The organism is Synechococcus sp. PROS-U-1 (assembly GCF_014279755.1).
In the GTDB taxonomy this organism is placed as follows: Bacteria; Cyanobacteriota; Cyanobacteriia; order PCC-6307; family Cyanobiaceae; genus Parasynechococcus.
The window spans coordinates 284,456-311,219 of sequence record NZ_CP047951.1 but is presented as its reverse complement, the minus strand read 5'-3'; the positions used below and the strand labels follow the sequence as shown (position 1 = coordinate 311,219).

The 26,764-nt window shown below is 62.8% G+C and carries 26 protein-coding genes and 1 tRNA gene; 14 read left to right on the top strand and 13 right to left on the bottom strand.

Annotated elements, in window-relative coordinates:
- Positions 1-4: 4 nt before the first annotated feature.
- A complete protein-coding gene (locus SynPROSU1_RS01485; protein WP_186571237.1) occupies positions 5-1,126 on the top strand; it encodes a sensor histidine kinase KdpD in 1,122 nt (373 codons plus the stop codon).
- Here SynPROSU1_RS01485 and cobS read toward each other — a convergent pair.
- Positions 1,086-1,856 carry an adenosylcobinamide-GDP ribazoletransferase gene (gene cobS, locus SynPROSU1_RS01480; RefSeq protein ID WP_186571236.1) on the bottom strand — a complete coding sequence of 257 codons (771 nt, stop codon included), beginning with the start codon at positions 1,854-1,856 and terminating at the stop codon, positions 1,086-1,088. The genes SynPROSU1_RS01485 and cobS overlap by 41 nt on opposite strands.
- 29 nt (positions 1,857-1,885) lie before the next feature.
- On the opposite strand from cobS, the gene tgt reads away from it, so the two are divergent.
- Positions 1,886-3,004, top strand: a complete 1,119-nt coding sequence (gene tgt, locus SynPROSU1_RS01475) for a tRNA guanosine(34) transglycosylase Tgt (RefSeq protein WP_186571235.1) — start codon at positions 1,886-1,888, stop codon at positions 3,002-3,004.
- A 31-nt stretch (positions 3,005-3,035) separates the two neighbouring features.
- On the top strand, positions 3,036-3,179 hold the full coding sequence (locus SynPROSU1_RS01470; protein WP_025362038.1) for a photosystem II reaction center protein K: 144 nt from the start codon (positions 3,036-3,038) through the stop codon (positions 3,177-3,179).
- A 4-nt stretch (positions 3,180-3,183) separates the two neighbouring features.
- Here the strand turns inward: SynPROSU1_RS01470 and SynPROSU1_RS01465 are convergent, their stop codons facing one another.
- Positions 3,184-3,918: a WecB/TagA/CpsF family glycosyltransferase gene (locus tag SynPROSU1_RS01465; RefSeq protein WP_186571234.1), complete on the bottom strand. Its 735-nt coding sequence runs from the start codon at positions 3,916-3,918 to the stop codon at positions 3,184-3,186.
- A gap of 48 nt (positions 3,919-3,966) precedes the next feature.
- On the opposite strand from SynPROSU1_RS01465, the gene SynPROSU1_RS01460 reads away from it, so the two are divergent.
- Positions 3,967-7,143, top strand: a complete 3,177-nt coding sequence (locus SynPROSU1_RS01460) for a glycoside hydrolase family 15 protein (RefSeq protein WP_186572173.1) — start codon at positions 3,967-3,969, stop codon at positions 7,141-7,143.
- Positions 7,144-7,158: 15 nt separating this feature from the next.
- Here the strand turns inward: SynPROSU1_RS01460 and SynPROSU1_RS01455 are convergent, their stop codons facing one another.
- The 4 genes from SynPROSU1_RS01455 to SynPROSU1_RS01440 form a co-directional block, all read right to left on the bottom strand.
- Positions 7,159-8,166: a Gfo/Idh/MocA family protein gene (locus SynPROSU1_RS01455; protein ID WP_186571233.1), complete on the bottom strand. Its 1,008-nt coding sequence runs from the start codon at positions 8,164-8,166 to the stop codon at positions 7,159-7,161.
- 37 nt (positions 8,167-8,203) lie between these two features.
- A complete protein-coding gene (locus tag SynPROSU1_RS01450) occupies positions 8,204-9,487 on the bottom strand; it encodes a hemolysin family protein (protein WP_186571232.1) in 1,284 nt (427 codons plus the stop codon).
- Between the two features lie 13 nt (positions 9,488-9,500).
- Positions 9,501-9,573 (bottom strand) — tRNA-Ile (locus tag SynPROSU1_RS01445).
- A 12-nt stretch (positions 9,574-9,585) separates the two neighbouring features.
- Entirely contained in the window at positions 9,586-10,086 is a 501-nt protein-coding gene (locus SynPROSU1_RS01440) for a hypothetical protein (RefSeq protein WP_255444733.1), read from the bottom strand.
- A gap of 56 nt (positions 10,087-10,142) precedes the next feature.
- Here SynPROSU1_RS01440 and pyrE point away from each other — a divergent pair, with 56 nt between their 5' ends.
- Together pyrE and SynPROSU1_RS01430 are read left to right on the top strand one after the other, a co-directional pair.
- A complete protein-coding gene (gene pyrE / locus SynPROSU1_RS01435; protein WP_186571230.1) occupies positions 10,143-10,715 on the top strand; it encodes an orotate phosphoribosyltransferase in 573 nt (190 codons plus the stop codon).
- Entirely contained in the window at positions 10,712-11,506 is a 795-nt protein-coding gene (locus SynPROSU1_RS01430) for a folate-binding protein YgfZ (protein WP_186571229.1), read from the top strand. Before pyrE ends, SynPROSU1_RS01430 begins: the two co-directional genes overlap by 4 nt.
- Here the strand turns inward: SynPROSU1_RS01430 and SynPROSU1_RS01425 are convergent.
- Positions 11,488-12,963: a TM0106 family RecB-like putative nuclease gene (locus tag SynPROSU1_RS01425; protein ID WP_186571228.1), complete on the bottom strand. Its 1,476-nt coding sequence runs from the start codon at positions 12,961-12,963 to the stop codon at positions 11,488-11,490. The two genes, SynPROSU1_RS01430 and SynPROSU1_RS01425, sit on opposite strands and share 19 nt — an antisense overlap.
- Positions 12,964-13,016: 53 nt before the next feature.
- Between SynPROSU1_RS01425 and SynPROSU1_RS01420 the strand changes: the two genes are divergently transcribed.
- From SynPROSU1_RS01420 to SynPROSU1_RS01395, 6 genes are all read left to right on the top strand, one after another.
- Entirely contained in the window at positions 13,017-14,480 is a 1,464-nt protein-coding gene (locus tag SynPROSU1_RS01420; RefSeq protein WP_186571227.1) for a phosphoglucomutase/phosphomannomutase family protein, read from the top strand.
- Positions 14,477-15,058 (top strand): RdgB/HAM1 family non-canonical purine NTP pyrophosphatase, encoded by a 582-nt coding sequence (rdgB, locus tag SynPROSU1_RS01415; RefSeq protein ID WP_186571226.1) that lies wholly within the window; start codon positions 14,477-14,479, stop codon positions 15,056-15,058. Before SynPROSU1_RS01420 ends, rdgB begins: the two co-directional genes overlap by 4 nt.
- A gap of 69 nt (positions 15,059-15,127) precedes the next feature.
- Entirely contained in the window at positions 15,128-16,165 is a 1,038-nt protein-coding gene (locus tag SynPROSU1_RS01410; protein WP_186571225.1) for an SAM-dependent methyltransferase, read from the top strand.
- Positions 16,165-17,220, top strand: coding sequence for a glutamate dehydrogenase (locus tag SynPROSU1_RS01405; RefSeq protein ID WP_186571224.1), 1,056 nt, complete (start codon positions 16,165-16,167; stop codon positions 17,218-17,220). Before SynPROSU1_RS01410 ends, SynPROSU1_RS01405 begins: the two co-directional genes overlap by 1 nt.
- Positions 17,217-18,407, top strand: a complete 1,191-nt coding sequence (locus SynPROSU1_RS01400) for an FAD-dependent oxidoreductase (protein ID WP_186571223.1) — start codon at positions 17,217-17,219, stop codon at positions 18,405-18,407. Before SynPROSU1_RS01405 ends, SynPROSU1_RS01400 begins: the two co-directional genes overlap by 4 nt.
- Positions 18,408-18,443: 36 nt before the next feature.
- Positions 18,444-20,009: a BCCT family transporter gene (locus tag SynPROSU1_RS01395; protein WP_186571222.1), complete on the top strand. Its 1,566-nt coding sequence runs from the start codon at positions 18,444-18,446 to the stop codon at positions 20,007-20,009.
- A 12-nt stretch (positions 20,010-20,021) separates the two neighbouring features.
- Here the strand turns inward: SynPROSU1_RS01395 and SynPROSU1_RS01390 are convergent, their stop codons facing one another.
- From SynPROSU1_RS01390 to fabI, 5 genes are all read right to left on the bottom strand, one after another.
- Entirely contained in the window at positions 20,022-20,555 is a 534-nt protein-coding gene (locus tag SynPROSU1_RS01390) for a hypothetical protein (RefSeq protein WP_186571221.1), read from the bottom strand.
- Positions 20,556-21,119: 564 nt separating this feature from the next.
- Entirely contained in the window at positions 21,120-21,827 is a 708-nt protein-coding gene (locus tag SynPROSU1_RS01385; RefSeq protein WP_186571220.1) for an SIMPL domain-containing protein, read from the bottom strand.
- A 30-nt stretch (positions 21,828-21,857) separates the two neighbouring features.
- Positions 21,858-23,327: a carotenoid oxygenase family protein gene (locus SynPROSU1_RS01380; RefSeq protein ID WP_186571219.1), complete on the bottom strand. Its 1,470-nt coding sequence runs from the start codon at positions 23,325-23,327 to the stop codon at positions 21,858-21,860.
- Between the two features lie 60 nt (positions 23,328-23,387).
- Positions 23,388-23,996, bottom strand: coding sequence for an imidazoleglycerol-phosphate dehydratase HisB (gene hisB, locus SynPROSU1_RS01375; RefSeq protein WP_186571218.1), 609 nt, complete (start codon positions 23,994-23,996; stop codon positions 23,388-23,390).
- Positions 23,997-24,025: 29 nt separating this feature from the next.
- Complete coding sequence (gene fabI / locus SynPROSU1_RS01370) at positions 24,026-24,808, bottom strand: enoyl-ACP reductase FabI (protein WP_186541725.1); 783 nt, start codon at positions 24,806-24,808, stop codon at positions 24,026-24,028.
- A gap of 83 nt (positions 24,809-24,891) precedes the next feature.
- Between fabI and SynPROSU1_RS01365 the strand changes: the two genes are divergently transcribed.
- A complete protein-coding gene (locus SynPROSU1_RS01365) occupies positions 24,892-25,797 on the top strand; it encodes an FAD-binding domain-containing protein (RefSeq protein ID WP_186571217.1) in 906 nt (301 codons plus the stop codon).
- 14 nt (positions 25,798-25,811) lie between these two features.
- On the top strand, positions 25,812-26,252 hold the full coding sequence (locus SynPROSU1_RS01360; RefSeq protein WP_186571216.1) for a hypothetical protein: 441 nt from the start codon (positions 25,812-25,814) through the stop codon (positions 26,250-26,252).
- On the opposite strand, the gene SynPROSU1_RS01355 is transcribed toward SynPROSU1_RS01360, so the two are convergent.
- Positions 26,234-26,752, bottom strand: coding sequence for a hypothetical protein (locus tag SynPROSU1_RS01355; protein WP_186571215.1), 519 nt, complete (start codon positions 26,750-26,752; stop codon positions 26,234-26,236). The two genes, SynPROSU1_RS01360 and SynPROSU1_RS01355, sit on opposite strands and share 19 nt — an antisense overlap.
- Between the last annotated feature and the right edge of the window lie 12 nt (positions 26,753-26,764).

Below are 26,764 nucleotides of genomic sequence, written 5' to 3'. Positions count from 1 at the left end.
TCCGATGCAGCTGACAGATCGATTCTTCGACTTCACAGACCAACAGCTGGCAGATCTAACCGCCAAAGAGGGCATTCAGCATCTGGGGCTTTATGTCAGTGCACCACCCAATCAACAAGGCCCGCCCTTGCTGCTGATTCGGCAATGGTCCGCCAATGAACGCTCCCTCCCCGCCGCCGACGCAGACCCCAACCTCCGCTTACCCCATCAGAGTCGGCGCTGGTACCCACTGCAGGATGCCGGATTAATCCTGGGGGCCCTGCGCGCCGACCTGGATCCTCAACGGAGCTGGACTCTGACCCTGGACCAACGGATGAGACGCAGTGCTGCCGCCATCAGCCACGCTCTGGGGCGGGACCTGGAATGCTTACAACTCCGCCAGGAACTGAGCCAACAAAACGATCAACTGCGCACACTCGTTCATCAGTTGCGCAATCCACTGGCGGCCCTGCGCACCTACGCCCAGCTGCTGATGCGGCGGCTTGAAGCGGACAGCTCCCATCGTCCACTTGTGGAGGGCATGCTCTCGGAGCAACGGCAACTCGGCCAGTACATCGACGTTCTGGATGGCCTTGGGCAGAAGCGTCTTCCGCAGCAAGAGAATCTGGGGCCCACCCTGTTGCCCCCAGGGCCGGCCGAAGGCGAGGCAACAATGCAAACCCTGCTGATGCCCCTGCTGGAGCGGGCGGAAGCAACAGCAAGCCTGCAGGGCCGCCCCTGGCAAGGGCCGCAGCAGTGGCCCCAATGGATCGACCAGCCGTCCCAGGACGGCACCATCGCGGAAATCGTCGCCAACCTCCTGGAGAATGCGTTCCGCTACAGCCCAGCGGGTTGCACCGTCGGACTGTGTCTGTTGCCCAACGGGCTCTGCGTCTGGGACAACGGGCCACCGATCCCCACGGAGGAAAGGGATCTGATTTTCGAGCAGGGAGAACGGGGATCCACCGGCCAAGACCGACCCGGTACCGGCCTTGGACTCGCCCTCGCACGCTCCTTGGCGGAACGGCAGGGCCGCCGCCTGAGCCTCTGCGTGGAGCCATCCACGATCGCTCCGGATCTGCCCACTCAGGGCAACGCGTTCGTCCTCAACTGGCCGGCAGAAGCAACGCCAGGCCAAGCAGCGTGATCATCTCGGTCAACACAAGAACCGCTCCATAGCTGTCACCGGTGTGCCCCCCCAGGCGTCGCCCAAGAGCCTGGGCGACAAGGATCGCCACGACCATCCCCAAGAGAAGAGGGAAGGGCGCGACCACCCCGGCCAGCAGAGCCACCACCAGCAGTGTGGGCAGGGCATCCCAGAGCGGCCTGGCATGGTCGCGATGAAAAGCAGCGGTGCCATCGGCCCGGAGATAGTCGAAACGCGCCATGGCCCAGAGCGGGGACACCCGCGCCCAGAACGCAGCCAAACAGAGCCCGATCGGGGCCTTGGGCCCCAATTGGATCAATGCCGCGACTTGCAGCAGGACCACCATCACGAGAGCCAGCACGCCACTGGCGCCCACACGGCTGTCCTCCATGGCCTCGAGCCGCCGTTCCTCAGGCGCCCCAAGGCCATCCGCCGTATCGATCAAGCCGTCGTGGTGCAATCCACCACTGAGTTGGATACCAAGAGCCACAACGCATGGGGCACAGGCTTCAGGAGGCCAACCCAACCTGGACAGACCACTCCAGAGCAGCCCCTGCAGCGCACCGATCAACAGCCCAATCCAGGGAGCGAATCGTGCAATGCGCTGAAACGAGGGCTGCGGCCAAGGCCATGCAGGCAGCACTGTGTAAAAGATCCAGGCTCCCGCCAGATCAGACAGCCAGGACGGAGCGATCCGGGGAATGGCGTGACGGGTGCAATCAGCCCTCACCGTAGGGTCATTGCAGGGGCGGATCAGCCTTGTTCGGCTTTGAGATCAACGCGCATTGCGCCAACACAGCAGCCCGGTGCGGCACCTTTGAGACTCCGCATGGACCGGTGCACACACCACGCTTCATGCCAGTGGGGACTCTTGCGACCGTCAAGGGCATCAGCACCGAGCAACTGAGGCACACGGGTGCCCAGATGGTGCTCTCCAACACTTACCACCTGCATTTGCAACCCGGTGAGGACATCGTGGCAGCTGCGGGGGGGCTGCACCGGTTCATGGGCTGGGACGGCCCGATGCTGACCGACTCCGGGGGGTTTCAGGTGTTCAGCCTGGGGGACCTCAACAAGATCGATGACCGCGGCGTGGTGTTCCGGAACCCCCGCGATGGACGCACCATCGACATGACACCGGAACATGCCACCCACATCCAGATGGCCCTCGGGGCGGATGTGGCCATGGCCTTCGACCAGTGCCCGCCCTATCCGGCGACGGAAAACGACGTCATCGATGCCTGTCGCCGTACCCATGCCTGGCTCGAGCGCTGCGTCACAGCCCACACACGCATGGACCAGGCCCTGTTCGGCATTGTTCAGGGGGGCTGTTTCCCGCATCTGCGGCGGGAGAGTGCCCGTGCCGTGGCCTCCTTCGATCTGCCAGGGATCGCCGTCGGTGGCGTCAGCGTCGGTGAGCCCGTGGAGGACATGCACCGCATCGTGCGGGATGTCACGCCCTTGCTCCCCACCAACAAACCCCGGTACTTGATGGGCATCGGCACTCTGCGCGAGATGGCCATCGCCGTGGCCAACGGGATCGACCTCTTCGACTGTGTCTTGCCCACCCGACTGGGTCGCCATGGCACGGCCCTCGTTGGTGGAGAACGCTGGAATCTGCGCAATGCACGTTTCCGCCACGACCACACACCCTTGGATCCGAGCTGCTCCTGCATGGCCTGCACCGGACACACCAGGGCCTATCTGCATCACTTGATTCGTAGCGAAGAACTCCTGGGCCTCACCTTGCTGAGCATTCACAACATCACCCAGCTGGTGCGTTTCACGTCCGCCATGGCACAAGCCATCCGTGACGGCTGTTTTTCAGAGGATTTCGCTCCCTGGGAGCCAGACTCGCCAGCCCATCACACGTGGTAGCGTCCAGCCGAACGCCTTTTTGATGCAAGGGATGGCCGCCTTCACCCTCGACCTGCTGGCACAGCTGCCCGAGGCCTATCAGGCCTTCTCGCCGCTGATCGACATCCTTCCGTTGATCCCAGTGTTCTTCCTGCTTCTTGCCTTCGTTTGGCAAGCCTCTGTGGGCTTCCGCTGAAGCCTCAGCCCATCCGAATCACATCCAGAACGAAGGCAGGCAACGAAAGCATGCGTCGCCATCGGGATGGTTCCTGGATGAGCCGATACATCCACTCGAGCTGCATCCGGCACATCCAGCCGGGTGCACGTTTTTTGGTGCCGGCCCAGACATCAAAACTTCCTCCAACTCCCATCCAAAGTCCAGGTTGTCCGGCCGCTACGCGCTCAGACCAGGTTTCTTGACGAGGCACACCCAGGGCCACCAGTACAAGGTCCGGCTGCAATTGCTTGAGCTGAGCCTCGATGCCGGGCCAGGTCTCGGGCGATTGATAGCCATCCACCGTGAAAGCCAGGTTGAGCCCAACGATGCGCTGAGGCAAATCCGCGCGCAGGGTCTCCATCACCTCAGGTGATGCCCCCACCAGAGCCACACGCCATTGATGGGCTGCGGCGTAGTTCAGCAAGGTCCAGGCGAGCTCGATCCCTGCCGTCTTGACGACGCGGACCTTCTGACGGCCCAGAGCCCAGACCACGCCAGCTCCATCGGGGATCACCAGATCAGCCGTCCCGATCGCCTGCCCAAGAGAGGCATCCGCCCGAGCGGAAATCGTCATCTCAGCATTGAGGGTGACGATGCGCCCCCCTCCCCGGGCGTGCAGTCCGAGGGCTGCAGCACAAACGTCGCGGCAGGCATCCACGGGCACGCCAAGCACCTTGCAGCGGCGACGGTCATCGGGAGTGGTGCTGACTGAGTCCATGGCCGTGGGGCTGCGTTGGAGAATTTAGAGGTGGTGATGGATGAGGGCATGGTTTTGACGACGACGGAAACCCTTCCGCAGCACCACGCCACAAGCCTTCAGCGTCTGGATCAGTCCATCCAACGGGTCGTTCTCGATCGGCAAGACCCGATCAGTGGACTGCTCCCCGCCAGCACCGCCCACACCATCCATGGCAACTACGGCGATGCCTGGGTACGGGACTGCGTCTATTCGGTGCAATGTGTGTGGGGATTGGCCCTGGCCCACAAACGCCAGCAGGGGGAGAGCAGCAAACGCTCCTGGGAACTGGAGCAGCGCGTGGTGGCCCTCATGCGTGGCCTGATGCGCTCGATGATGCGCCAGGCGGGGAAAGTTGAACGCTTCAAGGAGAGCCTGCATCCCCTCGACGCACTTCATGCCAAGTACGACAGCTGCACGGGCGAACCGGTGGTGGCCGATGACGCCTGGGGCCATCTTCAACTGGATGCCACCTCACTGTTCTTACTGCAGCTGGCGCAGTTAACGAAGGGCAGCTGCCCCGTGGTGCAAAGCCGTGACGAGGTGGATTTTCTCCAAAACCTGGTGCACTACATCTCAAGGGCCTACCGCACCCCCGACTACGGGATCTGGGAACGGGGCGACAAAGGCAACCATGGCCTGCCGGAGCGCAATGCGAGCTCGATCGGCATGGCCAAGGCCGCCCTGGAGGCCCTGGATGGCCTTGACCTCTACGGCCTCCATGGGGACGGCAGCTGCATCCTGCTGATTCCCCAGGGGGCCATCGTGCGCCTAAGGCGCGCCTTGCAAGGCCTCTTGCCGCGGGAATCCGCCAGCAAGGAGGCCGACAGTGCCTGTCTGTCGGTGATTGGTTATCCCGCCTGGGCGGTGGAAGATGCCGCCCTGGTGGAGCGCACCGGCCGTCGCATTCGACGGGAACTCGGCGGGGCTTACGGCTACAAACGCTTCCTCCGGGACGGCCACCAGACGGTGGTGGAAGACATCACCCGCTTGCACTACGAACCCGAAGAGCTCGCCGCCTTTGAAGGGATCGAGTCGGAGTGGCCATTGTTTCTGGCCTTCGAACTGGTCACCGCATGCTGCGAAAGCCGCTGGGACGAGGCCCGGCGCTTGCACAACCAGCTCAAGGCTCTTGCCGTTGAACAGAACGGAGAACGTCTCTACCCCGAGCTTTACCAGGTCCCTGCCAGTGCCGTCGATCAGGAACGGCTGAATCCAGGCAGCCAGGCCCGGTTGGCCAACACCAACCTGCCGCTGATCTGGACCCAAAGCCTCGTCTGGCTGGGGGAAATGCTGCTCGAGGATCTGATCCGCCCCGAAGACATTGACCCCTGTGGCCGCAGGGAGCCGCAGCCACTAGGCGCCGAGTCAGTTCTTGTGGCGATGGCTCCGGAGACGGATGCCGTGCGCCAGGACCTGATGGCGGCAGAGGTGCCGATCGATCCAACCATGGTGATTCCTGTGCTGTCGTCCGACGAGCTGAAGCAACGGCTGAAAGCAGCTGGCACCAATCCCCGTCTGAAGCTCAGCGGACGCCCGGGACACCGGGTGGAAACCGAGGACACCGCACGCGTCTACCACCAGGACGGCACCATCAGCGTGTTTACCCCGTCTGTGCTGGAGGACCGCAGCAGCTATCTGGCTGATGACCCGGAGGAGCTGCTGGAAACTGTTGTGGACGAGCTGCATCTGCTGCAACGGCACTGGCGCGGCGTGGGACAGCCCCTTCTGGTCATTCCCATTCGCGAAGCCGCCTTGAAGCAACATCGCGACATCGTCCTCAAACTGGCCCGGCAACTTGGCAGCGGCGTCATTGAAAGCATCCCCGTCCGGTTGGGCCGCCTCAGTGAGCTGGTGGATCATGGGCAGAACGTCCAACTGCCTCCGCTTCAGCAGAAACCGGTCTCAACATCCGATCAACCCCAGCACGTTCTGCGCGACGCCACTGATCTACGGGATCTGACGGCCGCTGAGGAGCAGGAGCTGGATGACACTCCGATCGATCAGTTGAGTCAGCGCCTCTGGAGCAGTGGACTACTGCATGAACAGGCCGAAGTGCTCGAGTTGCTGCAACGGCGTCTCGGCCCTCAGGGGATTCAACGCAGCCCCAATGGACATCCTGTGGCCCTGCGAAACCTCCTCGAAGAGGTGTATCACCGGGGCTTGCGTTGTGAAGACTGGAATGTGGTGCGGCGCTGCGCCGGCGCCATGGGCATGGTGCATCCCCAGCTGGAGGATGCCCTGACCGATCTTCTCGTCCGTCAGAAACAGGTGGTGGTGGGGCGCAACTACACCGGTGACTCCCGGCTTCGTCAACCGATGGACAGTGCTGCCATCGCCGAACGGATTGAGACCACCAGTGGGATCGACGGCCGTGAACGCATGCTCGAACAGGAACTCCTGCTCGCTCTCGACAGCGTGGCGCGGCGGGAGCCCGCCCTGCTCAAAGGCAGCCTCACGCTTCAGCTGGGCCAGCTGATGTTGCTGCTGACATCAGAACTGGCGGTAGAGAAAACACTCACTCAGGACGAGGCCTTTGAAGCCCTCTGCAGCGAAGCACCCCACGCCATCCGCAAACGATTGCGCGCCGTGCTCGGGGATGTGGAGCATGCCAGGGCCGCCCTGCAACGCGGCGAACAACTGCATGTGAGCGGCAGGGTGCAGTGGTCGGTTCCCGACCCGTTGGAGGAGACACCAGGTGGCGGCGACTGGCTTCAGCACCGCATCCGCCTCGGCTCATTCCAAAAAGTTCCCCGTGATTTCTATGCCGGAATCTGGTCCCTGCTGCAACACTGCCGCGGCCTGGTGATAGGCGACAAGCTGGAACGGCGCAATCGACTCAACAGCCGTCTCGTCCTCGAGAAAACACCCGGCGAACGCAATTTCGCCGCCCAAGTCGACCATCTGCTGAGTCGCATCAAGGCCCCGGAATACCGCCAACTCTGCAGCGAATGCCTGCTCTCGCTGATGGCGTTTGTCGAAGCCAATCCGGAGGTGCGCTTCGAGGATGACCTGGCCCTCGACGTGGTGATCGGTCATGCCGTCCGAGTGGGCTGGCAACAGAGCCATCCCTCCCTCCGTCCGGAAACCTACCCACAGCACAAAGCCCAGGCCTGGGGGCAGTTCTATCGATCCTCACCAGGTGACTGCCGTCGCTGGCAGGTCACAGCATTGCGCGAGCTGGCCGAACAAAAAGGGCTGGTCTGATCCGCGACAGGTTCGTCAGATCGGTGCAGGCAAGGGCGCCCCGGTATCGGGGTGTTCGACCGCCTGCTCGATCAAATCCGCCAACTTGAGAGCCCGCGATGCCTGAAGACCGTCCACCGCAGGAGTTTCCCGACCGCGCACGCACTGGAGGAAGTGCTCCAGCTCTGCATAGAGGGGTTCGATCGACGTGGTGCTCACCTCCTCGATGAAGCCGTCATTGCGGTACAGCAGCTCACCGTGATCGGCGGAGTACCACTCATGGGCGCGGCGATGGATGTGCAGGGTGTGGTTGAGGAAGTCTGTCTCCACCAGGCTCGAACGGCAGTGAGCACTGAGGCTGCGGATTTTGCGGTGGCTCATCTTGCTGGCCGTGAGGCTGGCCACGACACCGTTCTCGAAGCCCAGCGTTGCATTGACGTAATCGATCGGCCCCTCGGCACTGCGACCACCGGCAGCGGCAAGTCGCACCACGGGTGCCTTGGCCAGCTCCAGCACAAGATCGATGTCATGGATCATCAGATCCAGCACCACGGAGACATCATTGGCCCGATCGGAGTGGGGGCTGTGGCGCCGCCCCTCGAGGACCACCACCTCCTCGTTAGCGACCACCTTGATGAGTTCACGAAACGCGGGGTTGAACCGCTCGATGTGACCAACCTGCAGCAGACGACCCGCTGCAGTCGCGGCCTCAATCAGCGCGGTGGCCTCGTCCTGACTCGCCGCGATCGGCTTTTCGATCAGAACATGCACACCAGCACGAAGACAAGCCAGACCCACGGGGTGGTGCAGGAGGGTTGGAACAGCGATGCAGACGGCCTCCACCTCGGAGAGCATGGCGTTGTAGTCCGCGAACCAGCGGCAGCCGAATTGCTCTGTGGCGAGCTGTCCGCGTTCAGCATCGGGATCCGCGACCCCCACCAGATCGGCATCCCGAAGAAGACTGAGCACCCGGGCGTGGTGCCAGCCCATGTTGCCGATTCCGATCACCCCGACCTTCACTGGGACCATGGGGTCGGGAGACATCAGCACGGGTGGTTGGTTGGGGGAAGACTATCGGCCTTCATTCGAGATCATCCACTGAACTGGGAAGAACGAGCCGGACCCGCTCAATGCGTGGCCCAGCCATGGCTGTGATCTCGAACTGCAGGCCGTTGAAATGCAGCGCCTCTCCGGCGGCTGGAATGTGCTGAAGACGCTCCAGCAGGAAACCCGCCAGGGTGTGATGGTCATCTGCTTCCGGCAGATCGAGATCCAGCTGACGGTTGAGCTCGAAGATCTCCAGATCTCCCGCCACTAGCCAGGAACCAGAAGAGTCCTTCTCCTCGATGAGGTCCGGTTCATCGGTCTCTCCGGGGTCCTCATCACCGACGATTTCTCCGGTGAGATCTGCTGCTGTGACGAGCCCTTCGGTGCCGCCGTGCTCATCCACCACCAAGAGAAGCGGCTGGCCACTGCGGATCATCGGCAGCAGCTCCGCCAGGGTGCAAGTCTCCAGCACAGGGACCGCAGGCTGGAGATAGGGCTCCAGCAGCGAATCGGCCTGGAGCTGCCCCCTTGCGATCGGTTCGGCCATCTGGCGGAGATCCAGAACGCCGCGCACGTCATCCAGCGACTGGCCGATCACCGGGAACCGCGCGTGACGGGTGTGATGCACGGCTTCCATCATTTCGGCGAAACGGACCGTGGCCGGCAGCGTGACCATCCCGGACCGCGGCACCATCACCTCCCGCACCTGGGTGTCCCGCAGGGCGAAGACACCTTCAAGAATGCTTTTCTCATCGGGGAACAAACCCGTGACCCGCCCCGATTCCACAAGGGTTTCCAATTCACCGGCAGAGAGTGCTGGCACCAACACATCCCACTGGGGAGCCAAACCAAGCAGACGCATCAGCAGGCCCGCCAGTGCCTCAAGCAAGTTGAGCAGCGGTGCCAGACAACGCATCACCACCTCGAGCAGGGGCACAAGTCGAAGCGCCGAGGATTCCGGACGGTTCAGCACCCAAGCCTTGGGCAACAGACCAGCCACCAGCGTGGCCAGCAGCACGATGCCGAGGAACAGCCCTGTGTCGCGCCAGGCCACACCCAGGGCCCCATCCGACCAAAGCCTTCCCCCAAGACCGCGGCCGGCCCAACCCAGGGCCACCAGAGCGAGAGTGGCCCCCAGCTGGGAGACCAGCAGCGCTCTCCGCAGGCGTCGCTGCAGACGCTGAATGGAACGCGCGCCAGCCTGCTCTTCTTCCACCAGCACTTCGACGCGGCTGGGGCGAAGCCGCAATAAAGCCACCTCTGCGGCCGCGAAGAAGGCCGGCAGAACCAGCAGGACAGCCAGCAGGAGGAGCCGCATCAACAGGGGGGAATGGGGGTCGCGAGGATCGAACTCGCCTTAGGCGAATTATGAGTTCGCTGCATTCACCAGATTGCTAGACCCCCTCAAGGAGAGTGTTACCACAGGGGAGTGATGTCGGGGAAGTCTTCAGCTCGGGGCGGCTCTAGACCAGGTTCATTCACGCCGGTGGCCGCGAGACTGCCATCAAATCCACTCGGAATATCCAGGGTTCGCAACGGCAGTGCCGGGGTCTGTTCCTCGAGCAGAGCTCCCGTCGTGTTGTGCAGTGCAGACCCGTCCCAGACCAGGGTCTGGTCCGAAAAACCCAGCCCCATCACCCGATTCCCCTCGATTCCTCCAACGGCGATACCCAGAACATCGGTCAGTTGATGCAGGGGATCCACGCCCCGGGCCATGGGTGACGTCCAGGTGTAGAGGCGACGGTTGATCAACTCACTGGTGGTCTCCGTGGGATGGCACACCGTCACCTCCACGGGTGCAGAACGACTGCAGGGTGGAGGAGCCTCGACGCTGGTGGTGCAGAACAGCGGGCCTGCCAGCACCGATGGACCGGCGAGCACCAGCAATCCTGAGCAAAAGAACGAGCGCAGCAGCACCGGAAGAAACAGCTCTACGCGCAAACTAAGGACACCTGCGAAGCGCGGCCAGTCCCATGCCTGAATCGTCGAGTGTCCTGACTGAGCGGGAGAACCTGCTGCACCGCCTGGCCACCCTGGCCTACCGGCGCGGAGACTTCACCCTTGCCTCAGGCCGCAAGAGCGAGCATTACGTGAACTGCAAGCCCGTGAGCCTGAGCGGCTCCGGACTGGCCTTGATCAGTCGGGCCATGCTGACGCACGTGGAAGCTGATGCGGTCGCCGTGGCCGGCCTCACCCTCGGTGCCGACCCACTAGTAAGTGGTGTCGCCATGGCCGCCGCCGATCAGGGCCGGAACCTGGATGCACTGATCGTGCGCAAGGAAGCCAAAGGCCATGGCACCGGAGCATGGCTGGAGGGACCGCTACCAGCCCCCGGATCTCTGATCACAGTTCTGGAAGACGTTGTGACCACTGGGGGGTCCTCCCTCAAGGCGGTCCGGCAGCTGCGCGACGCCGGCTACGGCGTGAACCGGGTCGTCACCATCGTCGACCGGGAAGAAGGGGGCGACGCCGCCATGGCCGCTGACGATCTGGAATTGATCAGCCTTTACAAACTGACTGAAATCGCCGCTTTCACACCGGCATGACCATGCTGTTTTGGGACGCCAACCTTCCCCGGCTGCGCCTGAACGGCAGCGGAGCACGCCAGTTTCTCCAAGGCCAGACCAGTGCTGACCTCAGCACACTCCACCCTGGAGATCTGCTTCAAACCTGCTGGCTGACGGCGACGGGACGCTTGCGTGCGGTGCTGGAAGTCCGTCTGGATGCGGACGGAGCTGATGTGATCGTTCTAGCGGGGGATGCATCTGCCGTTCAGGCCGGATTCGATCAAGTGATCTTTCCGGCCGATCGGATACGACTCCAGCCTCTGGACCAGCTGCGCCGGCTGCAGTGGCTGGAGCCCAACACTGCTGCGGCCTGGTTCGAGCCAAATGCGGCACTGCCGGAACCTTGGGCATCCGGACAGCCCGTCAATGCAGCAGTGTTGGAGCGTTGGCGGCTCCAGAGCGGCTTCCCACCGGGACCCGGTGAACTCAATGGCGAGACCAACCCTCTGGAACTCGGACTCGTCGCACGGATCAGCACAGAGAAGGGCTGCTATCTGGGCCAGGAGACCATGGCCAAACTCGTTGGCCAGGCGGGAGTGAAACAACAGCTGCGCTGTTGGAGCTGCCGCTGCCCGCTCTCGACCGGCACCAAACTCACACTGGACGGAGAGCGGGCCGGCGTGATCACCAGTGCTCTGGAACACGACGGGAGCTGGATTGGACTGGCCCTGGTGCGCCGTCAGTGGCTTGCCAGTGAAATGCTGGAGGGACCCAATGGAGAACAGCTCCGGATCAGCCGACCTGAAGCGTTTCAGGATCCCGAGCCCTGATCTCGCTGAAGCAACCAGGCGGCAACGGCCCAGGTGGCGAGGCAGTCATCGCGGTTGTAATCAAAGATCCAGCGCAGCCCATGCCTGTTGCCGCGTCGATGGAGACCATCGCCCTGCCACTGCCTCCACCACAGCAACGCCCGGGCCCCGTCGGCACCGGCCTGATTCCAGTGAAATCCCTGCCAACCGGCGACGGCCTTGAGGCCGTAACTGGCCAACGGCAGGCGCCAGTGACGCCGCACCCGGGCATGCACATCCACGAGACGATGACGAAGCTGCAGCAGCTCGTCCTCAGCAGCGCCCCGCCGCTCAGCAAGCCGCCTCAGGGCGAGGCTTTCTGTTTCCCCGTAGTGAAGAATCGGCCAGCTCCGATAGTGATTGAGCAACCGTTGCAGCCGGAGCCAACAACGGGCTTCGCCGTGCTCAGCCAGAGCCAGGATCGGGTGATACGCCACTGACGCAAGGTCCCAGTCCCCACTTTCAGTTCTGGGCAAAACCAGAAAACCGTGGAGAAAGTCGTGACGGGCATCTGGATCGGACTCGATGTCGTACAGGAGCACACCAGGGCAGTCGCGCAATTCCGGAAGGACCGGTGCGGCGTCCAAACGTTCAACGCGACCATCCCGCTGCGCCCTGGCCTGGGCCACGAGGGAAGCAGCCACCTCCCCATGCTGATCCCCAAAGCGTTGCATCCGCTCGGCGAGCTGCGTCGGATCAGCAGCGGCCAGATCGGAGAGACCGCGAATCCCAAGTTCCAGCAACATTTCACGCCGCTTGGCCCCGATGCCACTGACCTCACTCAGATGTCCTTCCTCCGCCGCCACGGCGTTGCAGGTCACCCGCCAGCTGCAGAGTGAGCACTTGCGGCGGTCGGCCGCCAAGGGAGGGGGGAGCGGTCGCTCGAGGTCGGCCTGCAGTTTGCGCAGCCCTTCCGCAAGCTGTCGGCGCAGGCCGTTCGACAGATGGACCCGCTCCTGTTCCAGCCGTCGGCCGCCGCCGCCCAGAACCAGCATGGATGGGACATCAGCCTGTTGCTCCTGCTCGAGGAGCAGAGCCATCAGGGCCAGAGGAAGCTGATGTTCCCGGGTGGTGCGGCGGCCCTGACGTGCCAACACCGGTTGGTAGGCGAAGTCACCCCAGCGGCTCTGGCCCTTGACCCGCCGGAGCAGGGGAGGATGCGCCTCCAGGGGTTCACCGGAGGGCCCCAGACCCTTCAACCGCAGACCCACAACGGCCTCGGCACCAGCAGCACAAGCGGCCAAGCCATGGTCTGGTTTTCGGGGCACCAACGCCACAAAACACCGCTGCTGGTCATCGAGCAGAAGATTGCGGTGGGCGGTCCAGCGTCGTTCTGCTGGATCCCCGTGGCGATCCAGCCAGGCCTTGCGACGGCAACGCAGCCAACTGCGCAGCAACCGGTCGGTGAGGGGGTTGTCGGCAGGCGGGGTGTCACCCATCCGCCGACCCTACGGCTGCCAGCTGCTAGATCCACTGAAGTGCAGGCTGTGCCATGGCGTCGGCTCCCCTCCCCCTAAGCCCAGCTCCGATCAAGTTCGGCACCGATGGCTGGCGCGGAATCATCGGCGTCGACATCACGGTGGAACGGCTCTTACCCGTTGCCGCTGCCGCTGCCCAGGAGCTCGCGCATCGCGCACCAGAGGGCCTCAACAGCCGAACGGTGGTCATCGGTTACGACCGGCGCTTCCTTGCCCCCGAACTTGGGGAAGCCATCGCTGCCGCCGTACGGGGTTGTGAACTCGAGCCTCTGCTGACAGACACCGCTGTCCCCACACCCGCCTGCAGCTGGGCCGTGGTGGAGCGCAAAGCCCTGGGAGCTCTGGTGATCACCGCCAGTCACAACCCGCCGGAGTGGCTGGGGCTGAAGATCAAGGGCCCCTTCGGTGGATCGGTCGAGGGAGACTTCACCGCCGCGGTGGAACGACGCCTGGCCGCCGGCGGCATCACGGCACCGATCAAGGCAGATGTCCCCCGTTTTGATGGTCGCGGTGAGCATCTTGAGGGTCTGCGGCGCAAGCTGGACCTCCCCGCACTGGTGCGCGGCCTCAAGGCCATCAACCTGAAGGTGATCGTGGATCCGATGCACGGATCAGCGGCCGGGTGTGTGACGGAACTGCTTGGCCCTGACGCCCATGGAGTGGTTGAGGAAATCCGCAGCGATCGCAACCCTTTGTTCGGTGGTCATCCGCCGGAACCCCTGGCGCCTTACCTCGCAGAACTGATCACTTCGGTCAAGGCCTCAACAACCGCCGGGACTCCCGCCGTAGGGCTGGTGTTCGACGGCGATGGTGATCGCATCGCCGCCGTGGATGAAACCGGTCGGTTCTGCAGCACCCAGCTCCTGATGCCCCTGTTGATCGATCACCTGGCCCGTGCCCGGCAGCTGCCGGGCACGGTGGTCAAGACCGTCAGCGGCTCAGATCTGATGCGGCTGGTGGCGGAAGCCCAGGGGCGCGACGTTCTTGAGCTCGCAGTGGGCTTCAAATACATCGCCGCAGAGATGCTGGTGGGGGACGTGCTGATCGGCGGCGAGGAATCTGGTGGTGTCGGTTTTGGCATGCACCTGCCCGAGCGGGACGCACTCTTCGCGGCGATGCTGGTGCTGGAAGCCCTTGTAGAAGGCAAACAACCCCTGGGAGCTCGGCTGGATGCTCTTCAGCAGCAGCACGGAGGCAGCAGCCACTACGACCGCCTCGACCTGCGGTTGGCTGACATGGAGGCACGCCGGAGGCTCGAGACCCTGTTGGCCCAGAGCACACCTTCGACCGTCGCAGGCGTAGAGGTACTGGACGTGATCACCACAGACGGGATCAAACTGAGGATGGGGCCCAGTCACTGGCTGATGCTGCGCTTTTCAGGCACCGAACCTCTGCTGCGCCTCTACTGCGAAGGTCCGGATGCTGATCGGGTGGATGCAGTGCTGGCCTGGGCCAGGCAGTTCGCAGAGGCCGCATGAAGACACTGGTCATCGCCAGCGGGAACGCCGGAAAAATTCGTGAATTTCAGGGTCTGCTGCAGGCCGTCCCCGTCACCGTGTGCCCCCAGCCTGAGGGCTTGGAGGTGGAGGAAACAGGCACCACGTTTGCTGCAAATGCCCGTCTTAAAGCCCAATCCGTTGCAGCTGCAAAAGGCGAATGGGCTTTGGCCGACGATTCAGGCCTCAGCGTTGATGCCCTTGATGGCGCCCCTGGCGTTCACTCCGCCCGCTACGCCCCCACCGATCCAGAGCGCATTGCACGACTGTTGAAGGCCCTGAAGGGATCGAACCAACGCGAGGCCTATTTCTGCGCCGCCCTCTGCATCGCCGCGCCAGACGGCACGATCCTGCTGGAGGTGGAAGGCCGTTGCGACGGCTTGATCACAGCATCTCCCCGGGGGGATCAAGGCTTTGGCTACGACCCAATCTTCGAAGTCGCTGGAACCGGCCGCACCTTCGCCGAGATGCCTTTGGCGGAGAAAAAGCAGCACGGCCACCGCGGCAAGGCCTTCACCCTGCTGGAACCCAAACTGCGTCAGTTGCTCGAAGCATCCTGAAGAAGAACCACGGATACAAAGGGCCCCGGGACATGGTCTGTACGGTGAGACCTGCCGCTGACGAGGTCCATGGCCATCGCCATGACCACGGGTTACAGCGCGCAGACCGAAGGCGCTCTTCTGTGCATTGAAGCCGCCTCGGACTGGGCCTTGACTTGTGTGAATCAACTGGCTGTCGCAGACAGCCATGTCCTGATCGATTACGGAGCTGCCGATGGAGGCACTGCCGTGGGGCTCTGGAATGAAGTGCTGGATCGCTTGCATGCCAACCAGCCGAATGCTCACCTGACGCTGATCGGTAACGACTTACCGAGCAACGACAACCTTGCTCTGGCTGAAAACCTGGCCTTGCAGATCCCCCGTGATCCGAAGCCAACAGTGCTGGTGAGTGCCCGCAGCTTCTACGAACCCTCCGTGGCCCCGGACAGCGTGAGCTTCGGCTTCTCCGCGACCGCCATGCACTGGCTGAGCGCCTCTCCCGGACCACTCGACAGCCACACCCACGTGCTGGCCTCAGGAGATGCCGACGCCCTTCAGCGTTTCACCGCCCAGGCGATGAAGGACTGGAACCACGTCCTCGAACTGCGCAGCCGCGAGCTGAAGGTGGGCGGGCGACTGCTGACGGTGAACCTCTCCCGTGATGGCGAAGGCCGTTATCTCGGTCATAACGGCGGCGAAACCCGCAATGTGCACGACCAGTTGCACCAGATCTGGCACGCCATGGCTGAGGAAGGCCTGATTAACGCGGAGCAATACAAACAAGGCACCGTTCTGAATTTCTACAAGTCCCCTGAGGAGTTCATGGCTCCGCTGAAGGACGAGAGCAGCCCCGCCTACCGCAACGGACTGCGCCTCGTGGACGAGCGCACGGTCTATGTGAAGTGCCCGTACCGACGCCGCTGGAACGAGAACGGTGACACGGCTGCTTTCGCCGCCGGTCTGATGGCGACGATCCGCAGCTGGAGCCGCCACAGCTTCGCAAGTGCTGCCGGTGACAGCGCTGCAGACACGGTGTACGAGCGTCTGCAGCAGCGCATCTCCGAAGACCCCAGCGAATGGAGCCTCGACTACGTCGAACACCACCAGATGATGGAGAAAGTGGTCTGATGAGCACCGGCAAGAAAACAGCACCGACCGTGTCGGTGCTGGCGGAACACGTCTCCGATCACCTCTCGGTGTTCGTTGTGGCGGAAGACACTGATGCCAAGCGCCCCGCCAACGGGGGCCTGCGCTTGCTCAACTACCCCAGCGATGAGGCCTGCATTGCTGACGGACAACGCCTTGCGGGGTTGATGACCAACAAGCACGATCTCTACGGCACCGGTTTCGCCGGCGGCAAGATCGTCGCCAGGGCCGCTGAACCCGATGCGGTGAAAGATGAACTGATCAGCGTCACCGCTGAGCTGCTGGAATCGCTCGATGGCGCCATGATCACGGGCTGCGATCTCAACACCACCCTTGGGGACATGGAGCGTCTAACGGCGCTCACCCCCCATGTGTTGGCGGCGGTGGGAAGCCCGGTCGATGCCAGTGCAGCCACGGCCCATGGCACTCTCGGCGCCGTGGAAGCAGTGCTGGAAAAGGACCTCGATCACGCCAGCCCAGGCCGAGCCCTTGTGCATGGTTGCGGCGCCGTCGGCGGGACGGTGGCACGCCATCTGGTCGATCACGGATGGACGGTGTTCACCGTGGATCTGGATCGTGGGAAAGCCAGTTTCCCCGGTGCGACCCCTCTGCCGGACAGCTGCCCCTGGTGGGAACTTGACCTCGACCTGATGCTGCCTTGCTCCATCTCCGGGTTGATCAACGCCGAAATGGCGACGGCGCTGCGGACCCCCGCCGTGGTGCCTGCAGCCAATGCCCCTTTTCAGCAACCCCAGTTGGCGGATGACCTGCGTCGTCGCGGTGTGCGGGTGCTGCCCGACCCCCTGGTGAATGCCGGCGCCGTCATCGCCGATTCGATCGAACGGTTCTCCCCCGATGCCTGGAAAGACGCCGGCGCCAAGGACGTCTATGCCTTCGTCCGGGATGAAGTACGGCGGCGGGCCAGCGACTACCTGAATCAGCGCGAGCAGGGATTGTCAGCTGGTGCCGCCCTCGAGGAAGTGGCGGCGACACCCTCCACCGAACCCATCGGCCTGAGCTTCGGAGACAACGAATGAGCACTCCGTCCTCCCTGCCCAGCAGCGCGGCGGTTGTGATCGTCGGCGGCGGCATGGCGGGCCTCAGCTGCGCTGCATCCCTCGCCCGCCGCGGCGTGCGCGATGTGGTGCTGCTGGAAGCCCAGACCCTGGCCCACGCCAAGGCCAGCAGCTACGGCGAAACCAGGATGTTCCGGGAGATGTACTCCGACCCGGTGCTCTGCCGTCTGGCCCAGGAAGCCAATCGTCTTTGGCGAGAGGAGGAGAGTCATGCCGGCGAACAGCTGCGGGAAACCCACGGTCTTCTCTTCTATGGCGAAAGCTGGGATGAAGAGACGATCGAGGGATCCATCCCCGGGGCCCGTCGCGTCATGGACGATCAGGGCATCCCCTATGAGGCCCTTGATGCCCAACAAATCTCAGCCCGTTTTCCGCTGAAGCCGAAGGCGGGCTTCACCGGCCTGTTCGAACCCACCGCAGGTGCCGTGCGCAGCGACAGGGTCGTGGCCCACTGGATCAACACCGCCCGCAACGCCGGCCATCAGCTGATTGAGCACTGCCCCGTGGCGGGCCTCGATCCGGATGGTGGAGGCGTCACCCTCGAGAACGGCAAGCACATTGCCGCCGGCCAATTGGTTGTGGCCTGCGGGATCTGGAGCCAGCTGCTGCTGGCTCCCCTCGGCCTGGCACCGAAACTCGAGGTGTGGCCAATGCTTTGGGCCCATTACACCGTCGACCCGGCACTTGCCGATCGCTATCCCCAGTGGTTCTGCTTCCAGCAGGAACGGGGCGATGACGGCGGCCTGTACTACGGCTTCCCCGTGCTGAGCCGAACGGCGGATGGCCGGCCTCGGATCAAAGCCGGCATCGACTGGGCCCCAAGGGAGCTGCGGGTGGCCGCACCCAACGCCATGGCCACCGAACCACCGGCCCGCTTGGTGGAGCTGCTCGACACCTTCCTGTTCAACGAACTGGAGGGAGTTCAGGAGCGAGTGGAGACCGTGATCAGCCCATATTCCATGGCCAGCGACGTGAACTTCGTACTGGATCGGCTCACCCCGAAGCTCAGCCTGTTCGCAGGAGGTTCCGGCCAGGCCTTCAAGTTCGCTCCCCTGATCGGCGATTCTCTGGCACGCCTCGCCAGCAACGAACAACCTGCGGTGGACCTGTCCTGCTGGAGCCACCAACGCGACGCTGTCCGCGCCTAAATCCACATCCGCGCCTCGCTCCCTCCCCAGAAATCCATGTCGCAATCCCCCTCTTCCCCTCGCCCCTGGTGGCGCCAACCACCGCTATGGGTGGGAGCAGGCCCTTTGCTGGTGTTCCTGGTGGTGTCAGCCATCGACCTGGCCCTGGCCAAAAAGTTCACCGATCAGGGCCAAACACTGATCAGCACGCTGCTCGGTGGGCTCTGGCAGTGGATGGTGCTGCTGCTGTTCCTGATCGCGCTGGCCATCGCAGTTAGCCCTGTCGGGAAGCTCAGACTGGGGGGTGAGAACGCAAAACCAAGTTTCAAGTTCTTTGACTGGTGTGCAGTATTGATCTGCACCCTGCTCGCCGGCGGTGGCGTGTTCTGGTCAGCAGCCGAACCGCTGTTTCACTACCTCACCCCTTCCCCTCTATTTCAAGCAGCAGGGGTTGAGGGGAAAACGGCTGCGGCCGTGGATCCAGCCCTGGCCGTGAGTTTTCTGCACTGGGGATTCCTCGCCTGGGCCCTGGTCGCCACCACTACCACCATCACCTTCTCGATTCTTGAGCGGCGTGGTGAACCCCTTCGCCCCCGCACCCTTTTGGTCACTGTGCTGCCAAGGGGGTGGGTGGACGGACCCATCGGAGATCTCGCAGATGGGCTTTCAGTGGTCGCAGCCATCGCCGGCACCGTTGGGCCGCTTGGGTTTCTCTCCCTTCAGCTCAGCGATGCTGCCGGCAAACTGCCATGGCTCACCAACAGTGCTGGTCTGCAATCGCTCGTGGTGGTCCTACTCACTGCCGTGTTCGCCACATCAACCGTCAGCGGCATTCAGAAAGGCATCAAATGGCTGTCGGAGCTCAACGTGTGGCTCACCATCGCCCTGGCGGCTGGGCTGCTGCTTCTGGGCCCTGGACTTTGGCTGATCCAACACTTCTTCAGCGCACTGCTGAGCAATGTGGTTCATCTCCCCCAGATGGCCCTCCTTCCTCGCAATGCCCAAACCGGCGAATGGCTCAACTGGTGGACGATCTTCTACTGGGGCTGGTTCCTCGGCTACGCACCCCTGATGGGCCTATTCACCGCCGGGGTGAGCCGTGGACGCAGCATCCGGGAATTAGTGCTTGCGGTCGCCATTCTCTGCCCACTGGTCACCAATCTCTGGTTCACGCTTGTGGGTGGAACAGGGATGTATCTAGACCTGAACGGTAAGGACATCACCAGTGCACTTGAGAGCGACGGCATCAATGCCGCCGCATCCACCTTGCTGACAATCCTCAGCCAGCTTCCGCTGTCGGGACTTCTGATTCCAATTGGTCTTTTGCTGGTGGTGCTGTTCATGTGCACCAGCGCCGACTCGATGAGCTATGCCGCAGCCATGGTGGTGAGCGGCCGGGATGAACCCCCAGCACCACTCCGCCTCTTCTGGGCTCTCATGATCGGCAGCCTCACGCTGGTGCTGCTCCGGGTCGGCTCCAGCCTGACTGATCCCACATCCATCAACGCCCTTCAGGCCTTCATTGTGATTGCTGCGGTTCCTGTCACGCCCTTGGTGCTGGCAACCCTTTGGTCAGCGCCAAGGCTGGCCTGGAAAGAGGCCAAGCGCGAGGGCCTCAGCTGAGCTGAGCCGCCCTCACACAGCGGCGTCGTAAAGAGAGAAGAAACGACGCCGCAACCGCCAGGGAAAACGCAACTCGCGCAACACGCGAACCATCAGAGCTCGCATCTCCTTGTGATCCACCTCGCTCTGAGGCCCCACATACACACGTTGAACAGCAGGTCGCGCGGGGAAGAGGCTTTGCCAACTCACGCCCCAGTGCTCCTGTGCAAAAGCCTCGTTAGAGCTGGCATAAAAGGCCGACAGGCGGTCTTGAAGCTGTTGATCAAAGCCATCGAACTTCTCCCGATCCCAGCCACGTTCAATGGCGAGATCACGGATGACCTTGCCCTTCCGCTTGAGCAATTCCGGATCGAAACCCGTGTCCACCATCAAGCGACGGCAGAGGGCCGACATCCAGATTCCGCGAGCTCCGGGCTGAATGTTCTGCTTGGAGGAACGGCCCGCAAGCCAGCCTTCTTGACCCGCTGGAGTGCCCAGACCCAAGGCGTCAACCAGCGCAAGGAACGGATCCGCAATCGCCACCTGCTTGGAGAGGGGGAGATACAACGTCGCAATCGACGGGAAGCGACTTAAAACACGAAATTTAGATGGATAAGCAATATTCCATGACTCGGAATCACACATAATATAATCACAATACTGCTCAAAATCAGGCGTTTCACGAAATCGTCGAACCCGGTGCGCATACACCGAATTCAACCAAGACTGCTGATCTCGAATGAAATAACTAACGCCTAATTTGAATCCTTGACGCTCAACCAGGGCCTGCAATCTGCCCAAGACAGTTCGACTAAGAATCCGATCATCCAAAGACGAACTGCTGAGCAAAACCCTGTGGAATGAGGAAGGGAGCGTGGCCAAAACCTCCTCGACAGGCTCATATCTCTTTTCAGCAATCGCATTGGCAAGACAGTTGTCATCCCCATCCATCAACACACCCTGGGCGGCCAGGTTTCCCCGGTTTTGGCGGAGCCGCTCGGTGACGTAGCTACTGGCTGCCTTGTGGGGACCCGCATGGATCCACAGCATCCGCTCGTCACGATTGATCTGCGGACGTGTGAATGCAGTTGACACCAGATTCCCAGCTTGAGAACTCAAGGTATCAGCAGGCTATGTGAGGCAGTAATGGAGTTCCATCCGCGCTGTTGCGGTTGGCTCCGGGGCCTCACTGGGATCGAAACCAGAGCTCATGGTCCCCGACAGCTGAACCCGCCGGGGACCCCGAATCGAATCACTGCGATTGATCCTGAAGATCCGCACACGGGTCGCTCCGATCGCCGCAGCGGTGCTGTCGGCCTCAGCTTTGCCTTGCCGCAGTGCCGCAGCCGTCAAGCGTTGCCGCAGTGCTGCCTCGGCCTGTGCATTGGCGATGGACTCCATCCCCTGCATCCGAACGCCGGGTTGCCCGCCCACCGCTTGAATGAATTGGGTGTACATCTGGCGATTCACCTCACCGGAGACACCGGTGTTGGCCATGAAGGATGTCTTTGCCCCATTGCTCCCAGAGCGTGGATAAGTGGAGGGAGAGGGAACAGTGAGGCGTCCCTGAATGAACGGCTGGAGCGACTGACGCAACCGGGCCAGGCGCTGATTCAGCTGCGTCAATGCAGCCTGCTCAGTGGGGCCTTCGCCAGACACGACCAACGAGAAACGGAAACGGGCCACAACGGTCGAGCCCTGCTCAACAACAGACACCTGCAGCAACGTCCCAGCACAGGACGGCTCATGGGCCAGCACGGGACCCATCGAAGACAACAAAAGGAGGCCCATGGAGGCAACGGGCAAGGCGATCCTTTCGAAGGGCAACATTCGACGCATGGGCCGCACAACCAAAGCAACCGTTGACGGTCAGCTTGCCGAGGCCCAGCTGCCATGCAAACCATGAGGCACGGCCAACGGCAGCTCCAGCACCGCCACCTCCGATAGATCACGGGCGTTGAGGATCACCAGATCAGATGCGGCCCGGGCTCCGTTCCAGACCAGATCCAGCACCCAACCGTCGTCCTCGGCTTCAGCACCGGGGCGACGCACCATCAGCGGCTCACTCACGAAGCCACGGGGCGCCGCACTCCAGGTGTGGGTTGCACCGGAGTCCAGATCAAGCTTCTGGATGGCCTGCAGGGGGTCATTGCCCGTCTCCCGCTCAGCCACCGCCATCCATGCATAGCGAGCGCTGAGCCCCTGACGCTCGGGGTTGACCATCGCGAACTCGCAGGTGCGCTCGCTGATCCGCTCGGTCTGCACCGATTCCCGGCTGAGGTCGAGGCGGCAACGGTGAAGGATTCCCTCCGGAACCGTGTCGAAATCCACCTGGGCGAAGTCGTCATCGGGGCCGATGGACGGGAAATCGTCGTAGACGATGCTCTCCACCACCACGTGATCGCCGTCCTCAAACGCATTGAGATGATGGAAAACGAAGCCATCTGGGGCTTCGAGGATGCGTGGCTTCTGGCCGGCAAAACGACCGGAGTCGCGGGGGATCAACCAAAAACGCCCCTTGCCACCGGGTTGAGAGGCCAGGCACTGGGCCGCACCCTTTTCGCCGGTCACAAAAGGCAGAGGGTTGAAAGCGATGGCGTTCTGTAGGAACACCGCCCAGTTGGGGGTGATAGCGAAGTCGTGCAGAAAGGCAAAACCGGGGAAACTGTCGGAACGGTCATGCAGCAACGCGCCGGCCTCAGGGCCATCGGTGGCGAACTCCATGAGACGGATGGTGCTGCGGGGCCCTGTCTTCACCCCGAAGGTGACCATGCAGGGACGACCGTTGTGGCCGGGGTCGAAGCGGGGGTGAGCACTGAAGGCTTCACCCTTTTTCAGCACACCATCGAGCCGAGAGAGACCCCGGGTTTCCAGGCTGCGGGGATCCAGCGCATGGGGTTCCGCAGCTTCCCAGAGGGCGAGCAGCTGATCGCCAAGGCGCACCACGTTGGTGTTGGCGATGTTCTTCAGACGCAGATCGAAGGCATTGGCCAGACGACCACCGGGCTTCTGGCTACCGAACACGCCCCGATAAAGCACCTTGCCGGCCTTCTCCTCCGCCAGCCAGCCCTCGGTGCGCACAAAGCGGTTGCTGAGCTGGACGCTGCCGCTCTCAAACCGCATCGCCGCGATCATGCCATCGCCGTCAAAGGGGTGATGCACACGATGACCAGCCCGCTCAAGACGCCCGGGACCATTGCGGTAGAAGGTGCCCTGAAGCTCCACCGGAACCCTTCCACGCACCGGCGTTAAGGCCACATCGGTGAGCTCCTCCTCCACATTGACGAAGGAACTGGACCAGTCGCTGCGGTCGTAGCTGCGGGCGGGGGCGACGGTCACGGGCGAACGATCAACGTTCGACCATCCTCTCGTAACGGACTATGAAGCGCGGCGCCAGCGTCAATTCGCGCCGGCCTGTTCCAGCACCCCTTTGCTGCTGGGGATGGCACCGGCCCGGCGTGGATCCACCTCGGTAGCCATGCGCAGTGCCCGGGCGAAGGCCTTGAAACAGGCTTCCACGATGTGGTGTGAATTGACGCCATCCAGCTGACGGATGTGCAGGGTGAGGCCACTGTTGTTGACCACCGCCACGAAGAACTCCTTGACCAGCTCGGTGTCGTAGCTGCCGATCTTCTGGCTGGGAATCATCAGGCTGTAGCTGAGATGCGGGCGACCGGAACAATCCAGTGCCACCTGCACCAGGGCCTCATCCAGCGGTGCCACGAAGTGCCCGAAGCGATAGATACCACGGCGGTCTCCCAAGGCCTGAGCCAAAGCTTGCCCCACGGCAATGCCCACGTCTTCATTGGTGTGGTGATCGTCGATATGGGTGTCTCCCACCGCATTGATCTCCAAATCGATCAGACCGTGACTGCTGATCTGGTGAAGCATGTGATCGAGAAATGCCACTCCGGTATTGGCCTGGCACTGGCCGGAGCCATCCAGATCCAGACGCACCTTCACATCGGTTTCACCGGTGACCCGATGAATGTCTCCCTGGCGTGCCATCACTCCACCTCCACTGTTCACATCGTGCCTTACATCCCCGTGACGCAGTAGCCCGCATCCACATAAATGGTCTGACCGGAAATGCCGCTGGCCAGATCGCTGAGCAGGAAGGCTGCGGTGCCGCCCACCTCCATCTGGGTGACCGTGCGACGCAATGGAGCCTTCTCCTCCACGTTGTGGATCATCTCGAGGATGCCACCAATGGCGGAGCTGGCCAGGGTGCGGATCGGGCCAGCACTAATGGCATTCACGCGCACCTGCTTCTCGGGACCCAGCTCAGCGGCGAGGTAGCGAACAGACGCTTCCAGCGCGGCCTTCGCCACACCCATCACGTTGTAATTGGGGATGGCTCGTTCAGCGCCCAGATACGACAAGGTGATCACACCGGCCTTCTCGCTGAACAGAGGCTTGGCGTGTGCACAGAGAGGAGCCAAGGAATAAGCGCTGATGTCGAGGGAGCGGGCGAAGCCCTCAGCTGTCGTGGCGCTGTAGTCGCCGATCAACTCCTCCTTGCCCGCAAAGGCCAGGCAGTGCACCAGGCCATCGAGAACCCCCCACTTCTCCTTGATCTCCCCGAACACTTCAGCCATCTGGTCGGCGTCCTGCACGTTCAAGGGCAGAAACAGACTGGGCTCCAACGGAGCGGTGAGTTCACGCACCTTGGCCTCAAAGCGGCCTTTGTCGTCGGGCAGGTAGGTAATACCCAGCTCAGCGCCCGCCGCCTTCAACTGCTGGGCGATGCCCCAGGCGATCGAACGGTTGTTGGCGATGCCGGTGACGAGAATCTTCTTGCCGGTGAGATCAAGCAGCATCGGGACAGACCGGAACGGGTTGCATTCGCGCGATTCTCCTCCATCCCCCGCCAGGATCACCGCTCCTCTACTCATGAAGGCCGGTGCCCAGCGCTGCGTCACCCCCGATCGACGGCGATCTGCCGCGGCAATTCGCATCACGGGATGCGCTAAATGCTCTGTTGGCGCAGGAGTTTCCTGAGGCTGAAGGGGCCCTCAGCCCGATCCGCGGTGGCCGTGAGGCAGCCGACAAAAAGCTGCGGCGGATCGACGCCAAGCGCTACGCCAAGAGCCGCAACCACCTCAAGGGCGCGGTCACCGGGCTGTCGCCCTACATCCGCCATGGCGTTCTGGGCCTGGCCGAGGTGCGCGATTCAGTGTTCACACAGATCCGCAATCGCGATGAGGGCGGAAAACTGATCAACGAACTCGGTTGGCGCGACTTCTGGCAACGGATGTGGCTCGATCTGGGCGATGGCATCAACGACGATCAGGAACCGTTCAAGACGGGCCATGACGCCGGCGCCTATTCCCGGGAGCTGCCGGGCGATGTTCGTGATGGCACCACCGGGCTGGCCTGCATGGATGGCTTCCGCGATCAACTGGTGACCACCGGCTGGCTGCACAACCACGCCCGGATGTGGATGGCCGCCTGGCTCGTGCACTGGCGCCGGGTGCACTGGAAGGCAGGAGCCGACTGGTTCCTACAGCACCTGCTGGATGGCGACCCAGCCAGCAACCATCTGAGCTGGCAGTGGGTGGCCAGCACCTTCAGCCACAAGCCTTACTTCTTCAATCGCGGCAACCTCGAGCGTTACAGCGACGCGCGCTACTGCGACACCTGCCCCAGCGCTAACACCTGCCCATTCGACGGCAGCTACGACCAACTGGAGCACCAGCTGTTCGCCCCGATGCCGGCAATCCGCGACAGCGGCAACGACCGCAACCGCCAACGCCAACGGAGGAGCAGCGGTGGCGCCAGTGCCGCCCTGGCCCGTCCCAAGCGATAAGCAGGAGATCACCCATGACGTTTCAACATCCGATCCTATGGATTCACGAGGAAGCTCTCGGTGCCACCAACCCGGCTCTGCAGACCTGGCCCGATGCCCCAGCGGTGTTTGTGTTTGACACCCATTGGATCCGAGACGCACGGATCAGCCGCAAACGGCTCGGCTTCCTCTACGAAAATGCACTCGACCTTCCCCTCACCCTGCGCAAAGGAGATGTAGCCGCTGAGGTGCTCGCCTTTGCCCGGCGCCACGGGGCCGACGGTGTGGTGAGCAGCAGTGCGGTGGATCCGCGCCTGGAGCGGATTAGCGAAGCGATCGATGCGGAACTGCCGCTGGAGCTGTTGCATCCCCAGCCCTTCGTGGAGCTGCCACGTCCACCACGGCTGGGTCGATTCAGCCGCTATTGGCGGGACGCCGAAGCGGTGGTGTGGGAGGGCTACTCACCAGCGCGCTGATCCTTGAGCAGTTGCCGAGCCCGCTTCAGTTCCTCCACAGGATTGGTGAGCAGGTCCTCTTCCTCCAGAGATGGCAGCTGCACAGGCACCACCTGGTCTTCGCTTCTGGGCGGCTCGGTCCACTGCCAGCGGTCCTCAGGGGCGCGGGCCTGGCATAAAGCCTCCAGCTCCTTCTCCAGCAGATCCCGCACATCACTACGGGCCACGGCATCAAAGAACTCCTGACGGGTGGCCAGCCCGGAACTGAATGGGGTGGATCCGTTGCCATTGAACAGCCGGGCTGGATCGGGAAGCCAACGGGGACGACACACCCCCGGGAAGCTGGTGTCAGTTTCCAGATAGATATGAAGCCCGTAACCATCGGGCTGATTCACCACGGCCACCCCGTCATGGGGGGCATACCGCTGCAGGGAGAACAATCGCCAACTGGGCGGTTCCTCAGAGCCAGCGCAAGCAGCCAGCAGCAAGGCAACTCCCAAAAACAGACTCAGGCGCGGCATCCATCACCACCG

Bases quoted from the DNA above. Each gene is read 5' to 3' on its own strand.
- SynPROSU1_RS01485 (WP_186571237.1), top strand. From the start codon at position 5: ATGCAGCTGACAGATCGATTCTTCGACTTCACAGACCAACAGCTGGCA.
- SynPROSU1_RS01470 (WP_025362038.1), top strand. From the start codon at position 3,036: ATGGCCGCCTTCACCCTCGACCTGCTGGCACAGCTGCCCGAGGCCTAT.
- SynPROSU1_RS01465 (WP_186571234.1), bottom strand. From the start codon at position 3,918: ATGGACTCAGTCAGCACCACTCCCGATGACCGTCGCCGCTGCAAGGTG.
- SynPROSU1_RS01460 (WP_186572173.1), top strand. From the start codon at position 3,967: ATGGTTTTGACGACGACGGAAACCCTTCCGCAGCACCACGCCACAAGC.
- SynPROSU1_RS01455 (WP_186571233.1), bottom strand. From the start codon at position 8,166: ATGTCTCCCGACCCCATGGTCCCAGTGAAGGTCGGGGTGATCGGAATC.
- SynPROSU1_RS01450 (WP_186571232.1), bottom strand. From the start codon at position 9,487: ATGCGGCTCCTCCTGCTGGCTGTCCTGCTGGTTCTGCCGGCCTTCTTC.
- pyrE (WP_186571230.1), top strand. From the start codon at position 10,143: ATGCCTGAATCGTCGAGTGTCCTGACTGAGCGGGAGAACCTGCTGCAC.
- SynPROSU1_RS01430 (WP_186571229.1), top strand. From the start codon at position 10,712: ATGACCATGCTGTTTTGGGACGCCAACCTTCCCCGGCTGCGCCTGAAC.
- SynPROSU1_RS01425 (WP_186571228.1), bottom strand. From the start codon at position 12,963: ATGGGTGACACCCCGCCTGCCGACAACCCCCTCACCGACCGGTTGCTG.
- SynPROSU1_RS01420 (WP_186571227.1), top strand. From the start codon at position 13,017: ATGGCGTCGGCTCCCCTCCCCCTAAGCCCAGCTCCGATCAAGTTCGGC.
- rdgB (WP_186571226.1), top strand. From the start codon at position 14,477: ATGAAGACACTGGTCATCGCCAGCGGGAACGCCGGAAAAATTCGTGAA.
- SynPROSU1_RS01410 (WP_186571225.1), top strand. From the start codon at position 15,128: ATGGCCATCGCCATGACCACGGGTTACAGCGCGCAGACCGAAGGCGCT.
- SynPROSU1_RS01405 (WP_186571224.1), top strand. From the start codon at position 16,165: ATGAGCACCGGCAAGAAAACAGCACCGACCGTGTCGGTGCTGGCGGAA.
- SynPROSU1_RS01400 (WP_186571223.1), top strand. From the start codon at position 17,217: ATGAGCACTCCGTCCTCCCTGCCCAGCAGCGCGGCGGTTGTGATCGTC.
- SynPROSU1_RS01395 (WP_186571222.1), top strand. From the start codon at position 18,444: ATGTCGCAATCCCCCTCTTCCCCTCGCCCCTGGTGGCGCCAACCACCG.
- SynPROSU1_RS01385 (WP_186571220.1), bottom strand. From the start codon at position 21,827: ATGCGTCGAATGTTGCCCTTCGAAAGGATCGCCTTGCCCGTTGCCTCC.
- hisB (WP_186571218.1), bottom strand. From the start codon at position 23,996: ATGGCACGCCAGGGAGACATTCATCGGGTCACCGGTGAAACCGATGTG.
- fabI (WP_186541725.1), bottom strand. From the start codon at position 24,808: ATGCTGCTTGATCTCACCGGCAAGAAGATTCTCGTCACCGGCATCGCC.
- SynPROSU1_RS01360 (WP_186571216.1), top strand. From the start codon at position 25,812: ATGACGTTTCAACATCCGATCCTATGGATTCACGAGGAAGCTCTCGGT.
- SynPROSU1_RS01355 (WP_186571215.1), bottom strand. From the start codon at position 26,752: ATGCCGCGCCTGAGTCTGTTTTTGGGAGTTGCCTTGCTGCTGGCTGCT.